The organism is Amycolatopsis solani (assembly GCF_033441515.1).
Lineage (GTDB): Bacteria > Actinomycetota > Actinomycetes > Mycobacteriales > Pseudonocardiaceae > Amycolatopsis > Amycolatopsis solani.
Window position 1 is genome coordinate 4,117,312 of record NZ_JAWQJT010000001.1, and the last position, 15,452, is coordinate 4,132,763.

The 15,452-nt window shown below is 70.5% G+C and carries 15 protein-coding genes; 11 read left to right on the forward strand and 4 right to left on the reverse strand.

The window, feature by feature from the left end:
- Nucleotides 1-13: 13 nt before the first annotated feature.
- A complete protein-coding gene (locus tag SD460_RS19030) occupies nucleotides 14-2,095 on the reverse strand; it encodes a fatty acid desaturase (protein WP_290055285.1) in 2,082 nt (693 codons plus the stop codon).
- Nucleotides 2,096-2,233: 138 nt separating this feature from the next.
- Between SD460_RS19030 and SD460_RS19035 the strand changes: the two genes are divergently transcribed.
- The 7 genes from SD460_RS19035 (at nucleotide 2,234) to SD460_RS19065 (ending at nucleotide 8,724) form a co-directional block, all read left to right on the forward strand.
- Nucleotides 2,234-2,824 (forward strand): TetR/AcrR family transcriptional regulator, encoded by a 591-nt coding sequence (locus SD460_RS19035; protein ID WP_290055283.1) that lies wholly within the window; start codon nucleotides 2,234-2,236, stop codon nucleotides 2,822-2,824.
- A gap of 128 nt (nucleotides 2,825-2,952) precedes the next feature.
- Nucleotides 2,953-4,344 (forward strand): trigger factor, encoded by a 1,392-nt coding sequence (gene tig / locus SD460_RS19040; RefSeq protein WP_290055281.1) that lies wholly within the window; start codon nucleotides 2,953-2,955, stop codon nucleotides 4,342-4,344.
- A 138-nt stretch (nucleotides 4,345-4,482) separates the two neighbouring features.
- Entirely contained in the window at nucleotides 4,483-5,088 is a 606-nt protein-coding gene (locus SD460_RS19045) for a ClpP family protease (RefSeq protein ID WP_247020600.1), read from the forward strand.
- 28 nt (nucleotides 5,089-5,116) lie between these two features.
- Entirely contained in the window at nucleotides 5,117-5,770 is a 654-nt protein-coding gene (locus tag SD460_RS19050; protein WP_290055276.1) for an ATP-dependent Clp protease proteolytic subunit, read from the forward strand.
- A 227-nt stretch (nucleotides 5,771-5,997) separates the two neighbouring features.
- On the forward strand, nucleotides 5,998-7,293 hold the full coding sequence (gene clpX / locus SD460_RS19055) for an ATP-dependent Clp protease ATP-binding subunit ClpX (protein WP_290055274.1): 1,296 nt from the start codon (nucleotides 5,998-6,000) through the stop codon (nucleotides 7,291-7,293).
- A 52-nt stretch (nucleotides 7,294-7,345) separates the two neighbouring features.
- Entirely contained in the window at nucleotides 7,346-7,750 is a 405-nt protein-coding gene (locus tag SD460_RS19060; protein WP_318306457.1) for a hypothetical protein, read from the forward strand.
- Nucleotides 7,751-7,803: 53 nt separating this feature from the next.
- The gene (locus tag SD460_RS19065; protein ID WP_290055271.1) at nucleotides 7,804-8,724 is read left to right on the forward strand and encodes an anti-sigma factor RsbA family regulatory protein; all 921 of its coding nucleotides are present in this window, start codon (nucleotides 7,804-7,806) and stop codon (nucleotides 8,722-8,724) included.
- 281 nt (nucleotides 8,725-9,005) lie between these two features.
- Here the strand turns inward: SD460_RS19065 and SD460_RS19070 are convergent, their stop codons facing one another.
- A complete protein-coding gene (locus SD460_RS19070; RefSeq protein ID WP_290055308.1) occupies nucleotides 9,006-9,887 on the reverse strand; it encodes an alpha/beta hydrolase in 882 nt (293 codons plus the stop codon).
- 178 nt (nucleotides 9,888-10,065) lie between these two features.
- Nucleotides 10,066-10,773 carry a TetR/AcrR family transcriptional regulator gene (locus tag SD460_RS19075; RefSeq protein ID WP_290055269.1) on the reverse strand — a complete coding sequence of 236 codons (708 nt, stop codon included), beginning with the start codon at nucleotides 10,771-10,773 and terminating at the stop codon, nucleotides 10,066-10,068.
- Between the two features lie 74 nt (nucleotides 10,774-10,847).
- On the opposite strand from SD460_RS19075, the gene SD460_RS19080 reads away from it, so the two are divergent.
- The gene (locus SD460_RS19080; RefSeq protein ID WP_290055267.1) at nucleotides 10,848-12,284 is read left to right on the forward strand and encodes a carotenoid oxygenase family protein; all 1,437 of its coding nucleotides are present in this window, start codon (nucleotides 10,848-10,850) and stop codon (nucleotides 12,282-12,284) included.
- Here SD460_RS19080 and fdhD read toward each other — a convergent pair.
- On the reverse strand, nucleotides 12,281-13,105 hold the full coding sequence (gene fdhD / locus SD460_RS19085) for a formate dehydrogenase accessory sulfurtransferase FdhD (RefSeq protein WP_290055265.1): 825 nt from the start codon (nucleotides 13,103-13,105) through the stop codon (nucleotides 12,281-12,283). The two genes, SD460_RS19080 and fdhD, sit on opposite strands and share 4 nt — an antisense overlap.
- A gap of 102 nt (nucleotides 13,106-13,207) precedes the next feature.
- Between fdhD and SD460_RS19090 the strand changes: the two genes are divergently transcribed.
- The 3 genes from SD460_RS19090 to SD460_RS19100 are packed head-to-tail and all read left to right on the forward strand — an operon-like array spanning nucleotide 13,208 to nucleotide 15,434.
- Complete coding sequence (locus tag SD460_RS19090) at nucleotides 13,208-14,560, forward strand: L-lactate MFS transporter (protein WP_290055263.1); 1,353 nt, start codon at nucleotides 13,208-13,210, stop codon at nucleotides 14,558-14,560.
- Nucleotides 14,557-14,685, forward strand: a complete 129-nt coding sequence (locus SD460_RS19095; RefSeq protein WP_290055261.1) for an MFS transporter small subunit — start codon at nucleotides 14,557-14,559, stop codon at nucleotides 14,683-14,685. Before SD460_RS19090 ends, SD460_RS19095 begins: the two co-directional genes overlap by 4 nt.
- Nucleotides 14,682-15,434 carry an SDR family NAD(P)-dependent oxidoreductase gene (locus tag SD460_RS19100; RefSeq protein WP_290055259.1) on the forward strand — a complete coding sequence of 251 codons (753 nt, stop codon included), beginning with the start codon at nucleotides 14,682-14,684 and terminating at the stop codon, nucleotides 15,432-15,434. The genes SD460_RS19095 and SD460_RS19100 overlap by 4 nt, the downstream gene beginning before the upstream one ends.
- The last annotated feature ends 18 nt before the right edge of the window (nucleotides 15,435-15,452 follow it).

Sequence of the window (15,452 nt, forward strand, 5' to 3'; positions counted from 1 at the left end):
GGCGCCCCGGGGGTCAGCGGCGGTCGTAGTCGACCGCGACCTCCGGGGTCGTCGCCCGGGCCCGGCACGTCAGGATCCGGGACGCCGCCACGTCGTCCTCCGTCAGCGCGTAGCGGACGTCCATGTCCACCTGCCCGTGCCGCAGTGTCGCCTGGCACGTGCCGCACGCGCCGCCCTGGCACGAGTACGGGACCTCGAAGCCCGCGCGCAGGGCCGCGTCCAGCACCGTTTCGCCGGCCGCGGCCGGGATCGGAGTCGTCGTGCCGCCCAGGGTCACCGACACCGTGGCCGGGGTGCCCGCCGGGTCGCGCAGGGGCGCCGCGCCGCGGAACAGTTCGAAGTGGACGTTCTCCTCCGGGACGTCGGCGTCCGCCAGGGTGCGGCGGGCCAGGTCCGTGAGACCCCGCGGCCCGCACAGGAACCACTCGTCGACCTTCGCCGGGTGCAGGCGGTTCTGCAGGAGGGCGCGCAGCCGCGTGGCGTCGAGGCGGCCGCGCTGGTAGCGCTCGTGCGAAATCGCCAGCGCCTCGCCGATCACGTCGAACTGGCGTGGCCGGTGCGCGTGCAGGTCCGGGTCGCGCTCGTCGGTGCGGTAGTGGACGACGTGCAGCCGCCCGCCGAAGCCCTCGGCGAGGGCACTGAGCTCCCGCGAAAACAGCGTCGTCGCGCCTGAGGTGTTCACGTACAGCAGCGTCGCCTTGCTGTGCGGCTCCGCCGAAAGCGTGCTGACCAGGATGGACAGCACCGGCGTGATGCCGCTGCCCGCCGCCAGCGCGACGTAGTGCGCGGTCCGCGCGGGATCCGGCGTGTGCGTGAACCCGCCGGACGGCGGCAGCACGTCGAGGAAGTCGCCGACGGCCAGCGCCGTGGTCGCGTGGCTCGAGAACGCGCCGCCCGGGCGCCGCTTCACCGCGATCCGCAGCTCGCCGGACTCCGCCGGCGCGCAGATCGAGTACGTCCGCCGCACCGGCCGCCCGTCGAGCACCGCGCGGACCGCCACGTGCTGGCCGGGCGTGAAGCGGAACTCCTCGGTGAGCTGCGGCGGGACGTAGAAGGTGATCGCGACGGCGTCCGCGGTCAGCGGCCGGACCTCGCGCACGCGCAGCCGGTGGAAGCGGCTCGGCCCGAGCGGGGGCGGCTCCGGGTCGGGTTCGCGGCCGAGGTCGCACGTCAGCCGCCGCCACGCGCGGTACTCCGCCGCGGTCAGCTCGCGGCCCCACGCCGTGATGATCGGGACGTCACGGGCCAGGTAGGCCTCGCGGTTGTCCTTCCACGCCCGCAGGTAGCGGTAGAACGGCACGGCGGGGTGGAGGTGGTGCACCAGGTGGTAGTTCTGGTAGAGCATCATCGGCGTCATCAGCCACTCCAGCCCCACCCGCACCCGCGTGGTGCCGAACTTGTCGCGGGGCTTCGCCGCGGGCAGCCCGTGGTGCGGCAGCCAGTCGAACCACCACGCCAGCACGGCCAGCCCGAGCCGCTGCGGCAGCACGTACCCCAGCAGCAGCTCCACCCCGTGGCCGGAGGCGATCAGCGCCGCGGCCGCCGCGAACGCCAGCGACAACGCGACGATCGTCTCCGCGCGTTCCTGCGGCGGACGGGTGCGGACGCGGGCCGTGTAGAACCGCGCGTACCAGAAGTCGATGGTCAGCCACCGGAACGGCAGCGACCACCAGGCACCCTGCGACGTCCACGCGTCCGGGTCGGTGTGCGAGTCCGCGTTGGTGTTGCGGTGGTGTTCGCTGTGGACGAACCGCAGCAGCGGGAACGACGCGTACGCGGCGACGAACGGCATCGCCAGCCTGCCGAGCACCTCGTTGACCCACGTCAGCTTGCCCGCCGCGTGGTGCGCCGACTCGTGCACCACGGTGAACATCGTGAAGGTGACGATCGCGTGCAGCGGCACGGTGAACACCGGCGGCGCGATCCCGGTCAGCAGCAGCCAGGTCGCGGTGGTCCACAGCGTGACGCCGCCGGCGAACAGCAGGAGCGTCGGCACCGACGCGGCCGGCAGGGGAATGCGGGGCGAAGGCACCGAGCGGGCCGGCACCGGCGACGACGTCCCGGTGCCGCGCGGCGGGGTGTCGACGACGGGCATCGAGCGGTCTCCTCGGTCGAGAAGCTCTGGGCGAGGCGGGAGTCACCGTAGACAACTCGACGGGGTTTGTAAACGTTCTGGCAGGCTTCGAAAAAAGGTGCCCGCCAGCGGAACGTTAGCGGTGGGTAAGCTCGCGCTGTGAAGGCCGTCACCCACCCCGCCCCGGCGCGCACCCGGGAACGGCTGCTGGCCGCGGCCGAGGACGTCATCGCCGCGGACGGCTGGGCCGCCGTGACGATGGGAAAACTGGCCGCGCACGTCGGGGTCAGCAGGCAGACCGTCTACAACGAACTCGGCTCCAAGGCCGAGCTCGCCCAGGCGCTGATGCTCGCCGAGACCGACCGGTTCGTCGCGCGGGTCAGCGCCGACGTCGACGCCCACCCGGACGACCCGGTCGAAGGCGTCACCGCGGCCTTCCGGCACACGATCGAAGCCGCCCGCGCCAACCCGCTGGTCGGGATCGCCCTCGGCGGCGCGCAGGGCGGCCGCGACGACTTCCTCCCGCTGCTCACCTCCCAGCCGGAGGCGGTGCTCGGCCGGGCCGTCGAGGCCGTCGCGGCGGTGTTCGCCGGCGCGTACCCGCAGGTCCGGCTGACGCCGTCGGAGTGGGCGGTCGCCGTCGAAGCGTTCGTCCGGCTGCTGCTCTCGCACCTGGTGCAGCCCAGCGGCTCGGCGGAGCACGCGAGCGGCCAGATGCGCTGGGTGATCGGCCGGATGCTCGGGTCGTGACGCCGCAGGTGGCCCCGGCCCCGGCGGCGCGGGCCACTGGCCTAGACTCGGACGTCCCGGACTGCAGGTGACCGGGGCCATTTCCGCAGGATTGTCCTACACAATCGTTACCGCTCGAGGAGAAGACCTTGAAGAGCACCGTCGAGCAGCTGAGCCCGACGCGAGTCAAGATCAATGTCGAGGTGCCGTTCGACGAGTTGAAGCCGAACTTCGACCGCGCCTACCGCAAGATCGCCCAGCAGGTGCGCATCCCGGGCTTCCGGCCCGGCAAGGCGCCCGCTCGCGTCCTGGAAAGCCGGATCGGCCGCGGCCCGGTGCTCGACGAGGTCGTCAACGAGGCCATCCCGGCCAAGTACATCGAGGCCGTTCGCGAGAACGAGGTCCGCACGCTCGGCAACCCCGAGTTCGACGTGACCAAGCTCGAGGACCGCGACGTCCTGGAGTTCACCGCCGAGGTCGACGTGCGCCCGGAGATCGAGCTGCCCGACCTCGAAGGCTTCGCGGTCACCGTCGACGACGTCGAGCTGACCGACGCCGAGGTCGACGAGCAGCTCGACGAGCTGCGAGCCCGCTTCGGCACGCTGACCGGCGTCGAGCGCCCGGCCGAGACCGGCGACTTCGTCTCGATCGACCTGTCCGCGACCGTCGACGGCGAGACCGTCGAGGAGGCGAGCACCACCGGGCTGTCCTACGAGATCGGCTCCGGCCAGCTCGTCGACGGCATCGACGAGGCCATCGTGGGTGCCAACGCCGGCGAGACCAAAACGTTCACCACCCAGCTCGTCGCCGGCGACCACGCCGGCAAGGACGCCGAGGTGACCGTGACCGTCCAGTCGGTCAAGCAGCGCGAGCTGCCCGAGGCCGACGACGAGTTCGCCCAGATGGCGAGCGAGTTCGACACGATCGAGGAGCTCAAGGGCGACCTCCGCGAGCGCCTCGGCCGCGTCAAGAAGATGCAGCAGGGCGTCCAGGCCCGCGACAAGGTGCTCGACGAGCTCCTGGAGCGCACCGAGGTGCCGATCCCGGAGAAGGTCCTTGACGCCGAGATCGAGAACCGCAAGCACGACGCGATCCACCCGTTCGACCACGACGAGGCCCAGTTCGCGCAGGCCCTCGAGGCCGACGGCCGCACCCTCGAAGAGTTCGACACCGAGACCCGCACCGAGTCGGAGAAGGCCGTCCGCACGCAGCTGCTGCTGGACACCATCGCCGACAAGGAAGAGGTCTCGGTCAACGACGGCGAGCTCACCGAGCGGATCATTTACCAGGCCCAGCGCTTCGGGATCAGCCCGGACGAGTACGTCCAGCGTGCCCAGCAGTCCGGCCAGCTGACCGCGATCTACGCCGACGTCCGGCGCGGCAAGGCACTGGCCTCGGTGGTCCGCAAGGCCACCGTGACCGACGGCTCCGGTGCCGAGGTCGACCTCTCGGAGCTGTTCGGCTCGGACGAGCCGGCCGCCGACGAGGCAACCCAGGAGACGCAGGTCACCGACGAGACGGCGAAGACTCCGGCGGAGTGAAGCTGTGAGCGAACTTGGGCGGTGTCAGGCATTCTGCACCGCCCAAGTTCGTTAGGGTCGGATACAAGATCTCAAGCATCTGAAACGACAGCGGTGGCCGTCAGCACCGGGCCACCGCCGGCGAAAAGGCAGGCAGACGTGACGCAGCACACGCCCGAGGCGCGGTCCGGCACCGCAGGGCTCACCCTCACCGACTCGGTGTTCGAGCGGTTGCTCCAGGAGCGCATCGTCGTCCTCGGTTCCGAGGTGAACGACGAAGTCGCCAACCGGATCACCGCGCAGCTGTTGCTGCTCGACGCCGACGACGCCGAGTCCGACATCCGCTTCTACATCAACTCGCCGGGTGGCTCGGTCACGGCCGGGTTCGCCATCTACGACACCATGCAGCTGATCCGCCCGGACGTCGCGACGTACGCGATGGGCATGGCGGCCTCGATGGGGCAGTTCCTGCTCTCCTCGGGCACGCCCGGCAAGCGCTACTCGCTGCCGCACGCGCGGATCCTGATGCACCAGCCCTCGGCCGGGGTCGGCGGTACCGCGTCGGACATCGCGATCCAGGCGGACCTGTTCAACAAGTGGAAGCGCGAGCTGGCCCAGATCACCGCGGACCAGACCGGGCAGACGGTCGAGCAGATCATCGCGGACGGCGACCGCGACCGCTGGTTCACCGCGCAGGAGGCGAAGGACTACGGGTTCGTCGATCACGTCCTCACCCGCGACATCGCCCGTCCGGCCTCGAACTGAGCGCGAAGTACACACAGGAGAGTCGATCATGAGCAACTTCAGGCTCCCGGGTGACTTCCGGGCACCGGCCGTCCCCCAGTCGCGGTACATCCTCCCGTCGTACGTCGAGCGCACCAGCTACGGCGTCAAGGAGTCGAACCCGTACAACAAGCTGTACGAAGAGCGGGTCATCTTCCTCGGCGTCCAGGTGGACGACGCGTCGGCCAACGACGTGATGGCCCAGCTGCTGCACCTCGAGCACGAGGACCCGGACCGCGACATCCTGATCTACATCAACTCGCCGGGTGGCTCGTTCACCTCGCTGATGGCGATCTACGACACCATGCAGTTCGTCCGCCCGGACATCCAGACGTACTGCCTCGGCCAGGCCGCCTCGGCCGCCGCGGTGCTGCTGTCGGCCGGCACGCCGGGCAAGCGCTACGCGCTGCCGAACTCGCGCGTGCTGATTCACCAGCCGGCCACCGAGGGCACCTACGGCCAGGTCTCCGACCTGGAGATCCAGGCGAACGAGATCCAGCGGGTGCGGCGCCAGATGGAGGTCATCCTGGCCAAGCACACCGGCAAGGACGCGGACCAGATCCGCAAGGACATCGAGCGGGACAAGATCCTGACGGCCGACGAGGCCAAGTCGTACGGCATCATCGACGAGGTCTTGCCGTACCGGAAGGCGTCGGCTCTGTAGATCCGCCAGGCCGGTGTGTGTCGAGAAGACGACACACACCGGCATCCTGGTTTAGGGTCGTCCTCTGACGTGCTCCCGGAGCTCGTGGGTGTTCCCGCTCGCGGCATCGGACGGGTACCGTCAGTGGCAATGCGTGCGGCTCCGCTCGGTCACGGGTGACCGGGGCCGCACCGTGGCAACACAGTCAGGCGCGGAAACCCGCGCCGGAGGGGACGAGGTCACAGGCCATGGCACGGATCGGTGACGGCGGAGACCTGCTGAAGTGTTCTTTCTGCGGGAAGAGCCAGAAGCAGGTGAAGAAGCTCATTGCCGGCCCCGGGGTCTACATCTGCGATGAGTGCATCGACCTCTGCAATGAGATCATCGAGGAGGAGCTGGCCGAGGCCGGCGACGTCAAGCTCGACGAGCTGCCCAAGCCCGCCGACATCCACGAGTTCCTCGAGCAGTACATCATCGGTCAGGAAGACGCCAAGCGGACGCTCGCGGTAGCGGTCTACAACCACTACAAGCGGATCCAGGCGGACGACAAGGCCGGGCCGAAGGACTCCAAGGAGGAGTCGGTCGAGCTCGCGAAGTCGAACATCCTGATGCTCGGCCCCACCGGGTGCGGCAAGACCTACCTCGCGCAGACCCTGGCGAAGCTGCTGAACGTGCCGTTCGCGATCGCGGACGCCACGGCGCTCACCGAGGCCGGGTACGTCGGCGAGGACGTCGAGAACATCCTGCTCAAGCTCATCCAGGCGGCGGACTACGACGTCAAGCGGGCCGAGACCGGGATCATCTACATCGACGAGGTCGACAAGATCGCCCGCAAGAGCGAAAACCCGTCGATCACCCGTGACGTGTCCGGCGAGGGTGTCCAGCAGGCGCTGCTGAAGATCCTCGAGGGCACCACCGCTTCGGTCCCGCCGCAGGGCGGCCGCAAGCACCCGCACCAGGAGTTCATCCAGATCGACACGACGAACGTGCTGTTCATCGTGGCCGGCGCGTTCGCCGGGCTGGAGAAGATCATCAACGAGCGGGTCGGCAAGCGTGGCCTCGGCTTCGGCGCGGAGATCCGCACGAAGTCCGAGATCGAGGAGAGCGACGTCTTCTCCGACACCATGCCCGAGGACCTGATCAAGTTCGGGCTGATCCCGGAGTTCATCGGCCGCCTGCCGGTCGTGGCGACGGTGAACCACCTGGACAAGGACTCGCTGGTCAACATCCTGACCCAGCCGCGCAACGCCCTGGTGAAGCAGTACAAGAAGCTCTTCGAGATGGACAACGTCGAGCTCGAGTTCACCAAGACCGCGCTCGAGGCCATCGCCGACCAGGCGGTCCTCCGGGGTACGGGTGCCCGCGGGCTGCGCGCCATCATGGAAGAGGTGCTGCAGCCGGTCATGTACGACATCCCGAGCCGCGACGACGTGGCGAAGGTCGTCATCACCGAGCAGACCGTCCGGGAGAACGTGAACCCGACGATCGTCGCCCGGCAGCCGACTCGGCGCACGCGCAGCGAGCGCGGCGAAAAGTCGGCCTGAGGCCGGCCGTCTCCGGGCCACTCCGGGCCCGGAGACCGACAGGAAAAGCTGAATGACTGCTGACTCTTTCCCGGGTACCGGGGGCACCGCCCCCGGTGGCGGCGTGCAAGCGCCACCGGCCCCGGCCACCGTCGCGGTGGCCGTCGGGCCGGTCCTCGGGTTCCGTGAGCTGAGCGAGCGCGTGATCGCGTCCGTCTTCGACCGGTACCCGTGGCTGAACCGCGTGCTGATGGGCGTGCTGGCGGTGTTCACCGGCACGTGCGTGGTGGCGGTGGTGGCGCGGCTGTCGCCGTTGCCGCTGATCCCGGTGCCGCTGTTCCTCGTCGCGGGCTACGGGCTGTGGCAGGCCCGCGGCGTGACCGAGCGGCGTCAGCTGGTCAACTGGGTGCTGCTGTTCGCGCTCGCGACCATGGTCGGCTTCTGGCTGATCTCGGTCGTCGGCCGCTGGGTGGAGTGAAAATCCGGCGTTCGGCGCGTTTGACGTCGTGACCGGCTGGGTATGCCCCCCGCGTGGTAGATGCCCCCGAACCCTTCCGGCATCCCGCACTTTTCTACTCTGGTGACGCAGAGTACCTCGACGGTGTCGTTCCGTTCCTGCTCGAGGGACTCGAGCGCGGTGAGCCCGTGGTCGTCGCCGTCCCCGGGCGCAACCTCCTGCTCATCGAGAAGGCACTGGAACACCGGGCGGACGACGTCCGGCTGATCGACCTGAGCCGCGCGGGCCGCAATCCCGGCGCCATCCTGCCTTCGATGCACGCCCTCACCGCCGGGTACGCGGGCCCGGTGCGGATCGTCGGCGAGCCGGTCTGGGCCGGCCGCACCGACGCCGAATACCCGGCGTGCGTGGAGCACGAAGCCCTGCTCAACCGCGCCTTCGCGGGCCGCGACCTGGCGGTGCTGTGCCCGTACGACGTGGCGGCGCTGACCCCGTCGATGCTGGCCGACGCCGAGCGCACGCACTCCGAGCTGTGGGGGCTGGCGGGCCCGTTCGTGAGCCCGCGCTTCGACCCCGACGGCGTCCGCGCGGAGCTGAGCCGCCCGCTGGAGCCCCCGCCGGGCGCGCTGGAGCGGATGTTCGACATCGCCCAGCTGGCGTCGCTGCGCGGCTACGCGGAGATCTGGGCGGCCCGCCATGGTCTCCGCCGCCCACGCCGGGACGACTTCGCACTGGCGATCGCCGAGCTGACGACGAACAGCGTCCTCTACGGCGGCGGCACCGGCACCCTGCGACTGTGGTCGGCGCCGGACGAGGTGGTCGGCGAGGTGACGGACGCGGGCACGATCACCGACCCGCTGGCCGGCCGTATCCCACCCCCGGCGTCGACGTTGGGCGGGCGCGGGTTGCTGCTGGTGAACCGGCTGGCCGACCTGGTCCGCACGTACTGGGTGCCGGGCCGCACGACGACCCGGGTCCACTTCAGCTGCCGCTGAGCCGGGCTCGGGGTCGCGAATGACTCATTCGGGACGTGTGGGGCCGCCAATGACTCATTCGCGGCACTCGGGTGGGCGAGCTGCTGCGCCGAGGTCCGCCGCGTCCAGGTCTGCCGCGCCGCCGCTCGCCGTGCCCGCGCTGGGCCCGCCCGAGCCGGTTGATGCGCGCCGGCCGCCGGTCGCAGCCCCGCACCGGTCACCCGATGGTCGCGAATGACTCATTCGCGACCTCCGCGGTCCCCAATGACTCATTCGCGACCCCCCGGCCAGCCGAGCAGGCCTCAGTCCGTGCGGGGGACGTGCTTGCCGAGGAAGCTGATCAAACTAGGCACCACGGTCCGGTTGAACGGGTCACCGTGCTTGCCGTGCGCCGTGTGGGCGACCGCCGGGCGGGCCGCGTCGATGTAACGCCGGACGCCCGTGATGAACGAGTCCTCCGTGCCGCACCAGATGCCGTTGGGGACGCCCTTGGTCTCGTCGATGTGGCGCAGCGGGTCCAGGGACGTCCAGTCCTGGATGTCCGGGAAGATGTGGCGCTTGGCCATCTCCGGCCACGACGTGATCAGCGCCGGGGCCAGTGTCGCCACCGCGGACGGCGGCTGGCGGCGTTCCACGCGGCGGCGGGTGTAGACCAGGGCGCCGAAGCCGCCCATCGAGACGCCCGTGCACGCGAACGGGAGGCCGGTCGGGCCGGCGAAGCCGCGGGCGCGCAGCCACTGCGGGACCTCCTCCAGCAGCATCGCCATCGGGTCGTCGCCGGGGTGGACCTGGTGCCAGTAGTTGTCGCCGCCGTCGACGGCCACGAAGCCGAAGGACGGGACCGCCTTGCGGGCGACGTCGCTGGCGAGCTGCTTGAGCGTGCCGGTCGGGGCCGCGCTGCGGGCGTTGCCGTGCAGGCCGTGCAGCACGAGGGACATCGGCAGCCCCTTGGGCGGGGTCTTCGACGGCAGGATGAACACCAGGTCGACCATCCGGCCGCGGGCCGCGGAGTAGACGCGCTCGACGCGGGTGCTGCCCAGCTGGGTCGTCGGGTTCGACGACGTCACGCCCAGCGTGCGCTGCAGGGCCTGGCTGAACGGCAGCTTGCCGGTCGCCGTGCCCACGGCCAGGCCGGTCACGGCCAGCCCCGACGCGCCCGCGATCAGCACCGAGCGGCGGCTCAGCCAGCGCCGCGCGCCCTGGACCGCCGCCTCCGCGACCGCCTTCGCGGGCTGCGGCTGGTCCCCACCGCCCGCGTGCTCCGCGTCCCCGTTTTCCTCGTTCACCTGTCTCCGTCCCCCGCCTGCTCCCATAGGACGCCGCGCACCCGCTCCGCGTTCCCCTCGCGTCCCGCTCGCCGGGTTAGTCGTTCCCACCCTGCCCGGCGTTTCGGGTCCTCGCGCGCCAAGCCGCCTTCGCGACCTCCGTGGAGCGCTCGGCCCGGTCCACAGTGTCCCCGAGACCCACGGCGAGCGTGATGCCGAGGGGTATCAAAATGTGGTCTATGCCCTGTTCGCCGGGCCCGAAGTGGCCGGACGCCTCCAGGGTGACGAAGCCGTGCAGCGCGCTCCACAGCTGGGCGGCGGCCTGGTACTTGTCCGCGGGCCGGAAGCGGCCGGCCTCGATGGCCCGTTCGGTCGCGCGGACGATGTGCTCGAACGCCTCCAAGCCCTCCGGAGCGGCTTCGCGGCCCTCCTCGGTGGTGAGGTCGGACAGCGTCGCCCGCTTGCCGCCCGGTGCGGACTGGCCGAACGTGACCGCGAACAGCTGGGGCTGCTCGGCGACCGCCTGCCGGTAGGTGCGGGCGAGGCTGAAGATGTCCGCGACCGGGTCCCCGGTCTCGCCGACCTCGGCCAGCCACTCCGAAAGCCGCAGGAAGCCCGCGCGCGCCACCTCGTCGACCAGCGCGGCCATGCCGCCGAAGTGCGTGTACACCGCCATCGTCGAGACGCCGACCTCCGCCGCCAGCTTGCGGGCCTGCAGGGTCTCCGGGCCGCCGTCGTCGAGCAGCCGGATGGCGGCCTCGACGAGCCGGGCCTTGACGTCGGTCGCGCGCGGTTTGGGGCTCATGCTTGCCAGTATCCCATAACCCTGTTATACCTGTATCCATAACCGAGTTATGGACGGCGCGGAGGGGTCACGCAATGGGCAACAAGTTCCTCGAAGGAAACTTCGCCCCGGTCAGCCGGGAGCACACGATCACCGAGCTCGCCGTCACCGGGCGGATCCCCGAGTTCCTCGACGGCCGCTACCTGCGCAACGGCCCCAACCCGCTGTCCGAAGTGGACCCGGCGGCCTACCACTGGTTCATGGGCGACGGCATGGTCCACGGCGTGCGCCTGCGCGACGGCAAGGCCGAGTGGTACCGCAACCGCTGGGTGCGCAACGCGTCGGTGACCGCGACGCTGAACGGCGAAGACGCGAGCCGGTTCTGCGGCCTGGACGCCCTCGGCGCGAACACCAACGTCATCGGCCACGCCGGCAAGACGCTCGCGCTGGTCGAGGCGGGCGCGCCGATCTACGAACTGACCGAAGAGCTCGACACCGTCGGCCGCTGCGACTTCGACGGCACGCTCCCGGGCGGCTACACCGCTCACCCCAAGCGCGACCCGCGCACCGGCGAGCTGCACGCCGTCTCGTACTTCTTCGGCATGGGCAACAAGGTCCAGTACTCGGTGATCGACGCGGCCGGCCGCGCCCGCCGCACGGTCGACGTCGAGGTCACCGGGTCACCGATGATGCACGACTTCTCGCTGACCGAGAAGTACGTCGTGTTCTACGACTTGCCGGTGACGTTCAACGCCGGGATGGCGGTCTCCGCCAACGTGCCCACGGCGCTGCGCACCCCCGCGAAGCTGGTGCTCTCCGCGATGGTCGGCAAGGTGCGCGTGCCGGATCCGGTGTCGGCGATGATGGCGAACAAGATCGGCGCGAACGGCGGCCTGCCCTACCGCTGGAACGAGAAGTACCCCGCGCGGATCGGCGTGATGCCGCGGGACGGCCAGAGCCGGGACGTCCGCTGGTTCGACGTCGAGCCCTGCTACGTCTTCCACCCGCTCAACGCCTACGACGACGGCGACGGCATCGTGCTGGACGTCGTGCGCCACCCGAAGATGTTCGACCGCGAGCTGCACGGCCCAGGCGAGGGCGGCCCGACGCTGGACCGCTGGACCGTCGACCTCAACGCGGGCAAGGTCATCGAGGAGCGGCTCGACGACCGGGGCCAGGAGTTCCCGCGCGTCGACGAGCGGCTCGTCGGCCGGCCCCACCGCTACGGCTACGCGATCTCGACCGACGGCGAGGCGAACCCGGGCGATTCCCTGTTCAAGCACGACTTCCGCACCGGCTCGCGCCAGGAGCGCGCGTTCGGCGGCGGACGGCAGCCGGGTGAGTTCGTGTTCGTGCCGAGTCACGACGACGCGGCCGAGGACGACGGCGTCCTCATGGGCTTCGTCTACGACCCGGCTTCGCGGCGCAGCGACCTCACGGTGCTGGACGCCGAAACGCTGGAGACGGTGGCGGCGATCCACCTGCCCGACCGCGTGCCCAACGGCTTCCACGGCAACTGGGTCGGCGCCTAGACCAAGACCCGGTGGTCGCCGGTGTAGAGGTTCATGGAGTCGCCACGCAGGAAGCCGATCAGGGTCATGCCGTTCTCCTCGGCCAGCTCCACCGCCAGCGACGACGGGGCCGACACCGCCGCCAGCAGGCCGATGCCCGCCATCGCGGCCTTCTGCACCAGTTCGAACGACGCGCGCCCGGACACCAGGAGGCCGTGGCCGGGCGCGGGGACGCGACCCTCGAGGACGGCCCAGCCCAGTACCTTGTCCACCGCGTTGTGCCGCCCGACGTCTTCGCGGACCACCGCCAGCTCGCCGTCCGGGGTGAACAGCGCCGCCGCGTGCAGGCCGCCCGTGGTGGCGAACACCTTCTGGCGGGCGCGCAGCGCGTCCGGCAGGCCCGCCAGAGTCTCCGTCTTCACCGCGAAGGGTGCGTCGGCGGGGGAGAAGCGGGTTTTGAGCTTGACCGCGTCGAGCGCGGCCTTGCCGCAGACACCACACGATGAGGTGGTGTAGAAGTTGCGCTCGACGCCGGTGTCCGGCGGGGCCACGCCCGGGGCCAGCGCGATGTCGAGGACGTTGTAGGTGTTGCGGCCCTGGTCGTCGACGCCGTCGCAGTAGCGGGCGACCGCGATGTCCTCGCGGCCGCCGATCACGCCTTCGGACAGCAGGAAGCCGTGGGCCAGCTCGACGTCGTTGCCCGGGGTGCGCATGGTGACGGCGAGCGCCTTGCCGCCGACGCGCAGCTCGAGGGGCTCTTCGGCGGCGAGCGAGTCGGGGCGGCGCCGGTCGCCGGTCGCCGAAATCCGCCGGACCGGCCTGCGCACGGTCACCCTGCCCATCCGTTCACCCTTCTCCGCCCGGAAGTTTGACACTCCACTGGTGCAACGCCGGGTATTTAGTAATACATTCCCTCCATCATCCCCACTCTACGGAGGGAACCGATGGCTCTCGGCTTCCTGGACCGATCCCGGATCGTGGCACCGCCTGGCTGGACGCGCTGGCTGGTGCCGCCGGCGGCCCTTTCGGCACACCTGTCGATCGGGCAGGCCTACGCGTGGAGCGTGTTCAAAACCCCGCTCGAGAAGACGCTGCACCTCAACGGTACGCAGAGCTCGCTGCCGTTCCAGCTCGGCATCGTCATGCTCGGCCTGTCGGCGGCCTTCGGCGGCACGCTCGTGGAGAAGAACGGCCCGCGCTGGGCGATGTTCGTCTCGATGTGCTGCTTCGCCAGCGGCTTCCTCGTCTCCGCGCTGGGGGTGGCGACCGGGCAGTTCTGGCTGGTCGTCCTCGGCTACGGCGGGATCGGCGGCGTCGGGCTCGGCATCGGCTACATCTCGCCGGTGTCGACGCTGATCAAGTGGTTCCCGGACCGGCCGGGCATGGCCACCGGCATCGCGATCATGGGCTTCGGCGGCGGCGCGCTGATCGCCTCGCCGTGGTCGTCGTCGATGCTCGGCACCACGCCGACCACCGGCACCATCGCGACGGCCTTCCTGGTCCACGGCCTCGTCTACGCGGTGTTCATGTCGATGGGGTGGCTCCTCGTGCGCGTGCCCGCCGACGACTGGAAGCCGGCCGGCTGGGAGCCGAAGACCGACCACGGCAAGGCGATGATCAGCACGGCGAACGTCTCGGCCGCCAACGCGATCAAGACGCCGCAGTTCTGGTGCCTGTGGGTCGTGCTCTGCTTCAACGTCACCGCGGGCATCGGGATCCTGGAGAAGGCGTCCCCGATGATCGTCGACTTCTTCAAGAACACCTCGACCCCGGTCGGCACGGCCGCGGCGGCGGGCTTCGTCGCGCTGCTGTCGCTGTGCAACATGCTCGGCCGGTTCGTCTGGTCGTCCACTTCGGACCTGGTCGGGCGCAAGAACATCTACCGCACCTACCTCGGCGTCGGCGCGGTGCTGTACCTGGTGATCGCGCTCACGGAGAACTCGTCGAAGCTCGTGTTCATCCTGTGCGCGATGGTGATCCTGTCCTTCTACGGCGGCGGGTTCGCGACGATCCCGGCCTACCTGAAGGACCTCTTCGGCACCTACCAGGTCGGCGCGATCCACGGCAGGCTGCTCACCGCGTGGTCGGTGGCCGGCGTGCTCGGCCCGCTGATCGTCAACCGGATCGCCGACAGCGAGAAGGCGGCGGGCAAGTCCGGGCCGGCGCTCTACGAGCTGTCGTTCTACATCATGATCGGCCTGCTGGTGGTCGGCTTCGTGGCCAACGAGCTGGTGCGCCCGGTCAAGGAGAAGTACCACGAGCCGGTCCCGGCGGCCGCGAGGAGTGAAGCCCGATGAGCGAGCCTTCGACGTCGAAGCCCAACCGGGTGCCGCTGATCGTGCTGGCCTGGGCGTGGGTGGTCATCCCGTTCGGGTACGGCGTGTACCAGCTGTTCCTGAAGCTGGTACAGCTTTTCGGATGAGCAGGGGAGTTCTCGTCACCGGCGCGTCCCGCGGCATCGGGCGTGCGGTGGCCACGGCGTTCGCGGCGCGGGGTGACCGGGTGGCCGTCCACTACGGACACCGCGCCGCGGACGCCGGGGAAACGCTTTCGCGGCTGGACGGCGACGGGCACCTGCTGATCAGCGGCGACCTCGCCGACCCGGAGGCGGCGCGGCGCATCGCCGACGCCGCCGAATCCGGGCTCGGCGGGGTCGACGTGCTGGTCAACAATGCCGCCGTCGCGACGTCGGCGGAGACCGCGCACCCGGTCGACGCCGTGTCCTACGCGGACTGGCAGCGGGTCTGGCGGCGCACCCTCGACGTCAACCTCGTGGGCGCGGCGAACCTGAGCTACTGCGTCGCCCGGCACCTCATCGGGCGCGGCGCACCCGGCCGGATCGTCAACATCGGGTCGCGCGGGGCGTTCAAGGGCGAGCCCGACCACCCGGCGTACGGCGCGAGCAAGGCCGCGCTGCACTCACTCGGCCAGTCGCTCGCCGTTTCCCTCGCGCCGCACGGCATCTCCGTGACGTCCGTCGCGCCCGGTTTCACGGCCACCGAGCGCGTGGCGGACCGGATCGACGACGCCCTGCGCGCGCAGAGCCCGTTCGGCCGGGTCGGCACGCCCGAGGAGGTCGCCGCGGCCGTCGTCTACCTGGCTTCGGCCGAGGCGACCTGGGCGTCCGGCACGATCCTCGACCTCAACGGCGCCTCCCACCTGCGCATGTGACCTGGCTCACCCGTGCAG

Excerpts from the sequence above, each read along its gene's own strand:
- SD460_RS19075 (WP_290055269.1), bottom strand. The coding sequence starts at position 10,773 with ATGAGCCCCAAACCGCGCGCGACCGACGTCAAGGCCCGGCTCGTCGAG.
- SD460_RS19090 (WP_290055263.1), top strand. The coding sequence starts at position 13,208 with ATGGCTCTCGGCTTCCTGGACCGATCCCGGATCGTGGCACCGCCTGGC.
- SD460_RS19060 (WP_318306457.1), top strand. The coding sequence starts at position 7,346 with ATGACTGCTGACTCTTTCCCGGGTACCGGGGGCACCGCCCCCGGTGGC.
- SD460_RS19080 (WP_290055267.1), top strand. The coding sequence starts at position 10,848 with ATGGGCAACAAGTTCCTCGAAGGAAACTTCGCCCCGGTCAGCCGGGAG.
- SD460_RS19030 (WP_290055285.1), bottom strand. The coding sequence starts at position 2,095 with ATGCCCGTCGTCGACACCCCGCCGCGCGGCACCGGGACGTCGTCGCCG.
- fdhD (WP_290055265.1), bottom strand. The coding sequence starts at position 13,105 with ATGGGCAGGGTGACCGTGCGCAGGCCGGTCCGGCGGATTTCGGCGACC.
- clpX (WP_290055274.1), top strand. The coding sequence starts at position 5,998 with ATGGCACGGATCGGTGACGGCGGAGACCTGCTGAAGTGTTCTTTCTGC.
- SD460_RS19050 (WP_290055276.1), top strand. The coding sequence starts at position 5,117 with ATGAGCAACTTCAGGCTCCCGGGTGACTTCCGGGCACCGGCCGTCCCC.
- SD460_RS19100 (WP_290055259.1), top strand. The coding sequence starts at position 14,682 with ATGAGCAGGGGAGTTCTCGTCACCGGCGCGTCCCGCGGCATCGGGCGT.
- SD460_RS19095 (WP_290055261.1), top strand. The coding sequence starts at position 14,557 with ATGAGCGAGCCTTCGACGTCGAAGCCCAACCGGGTGCCGCTGATCGTG.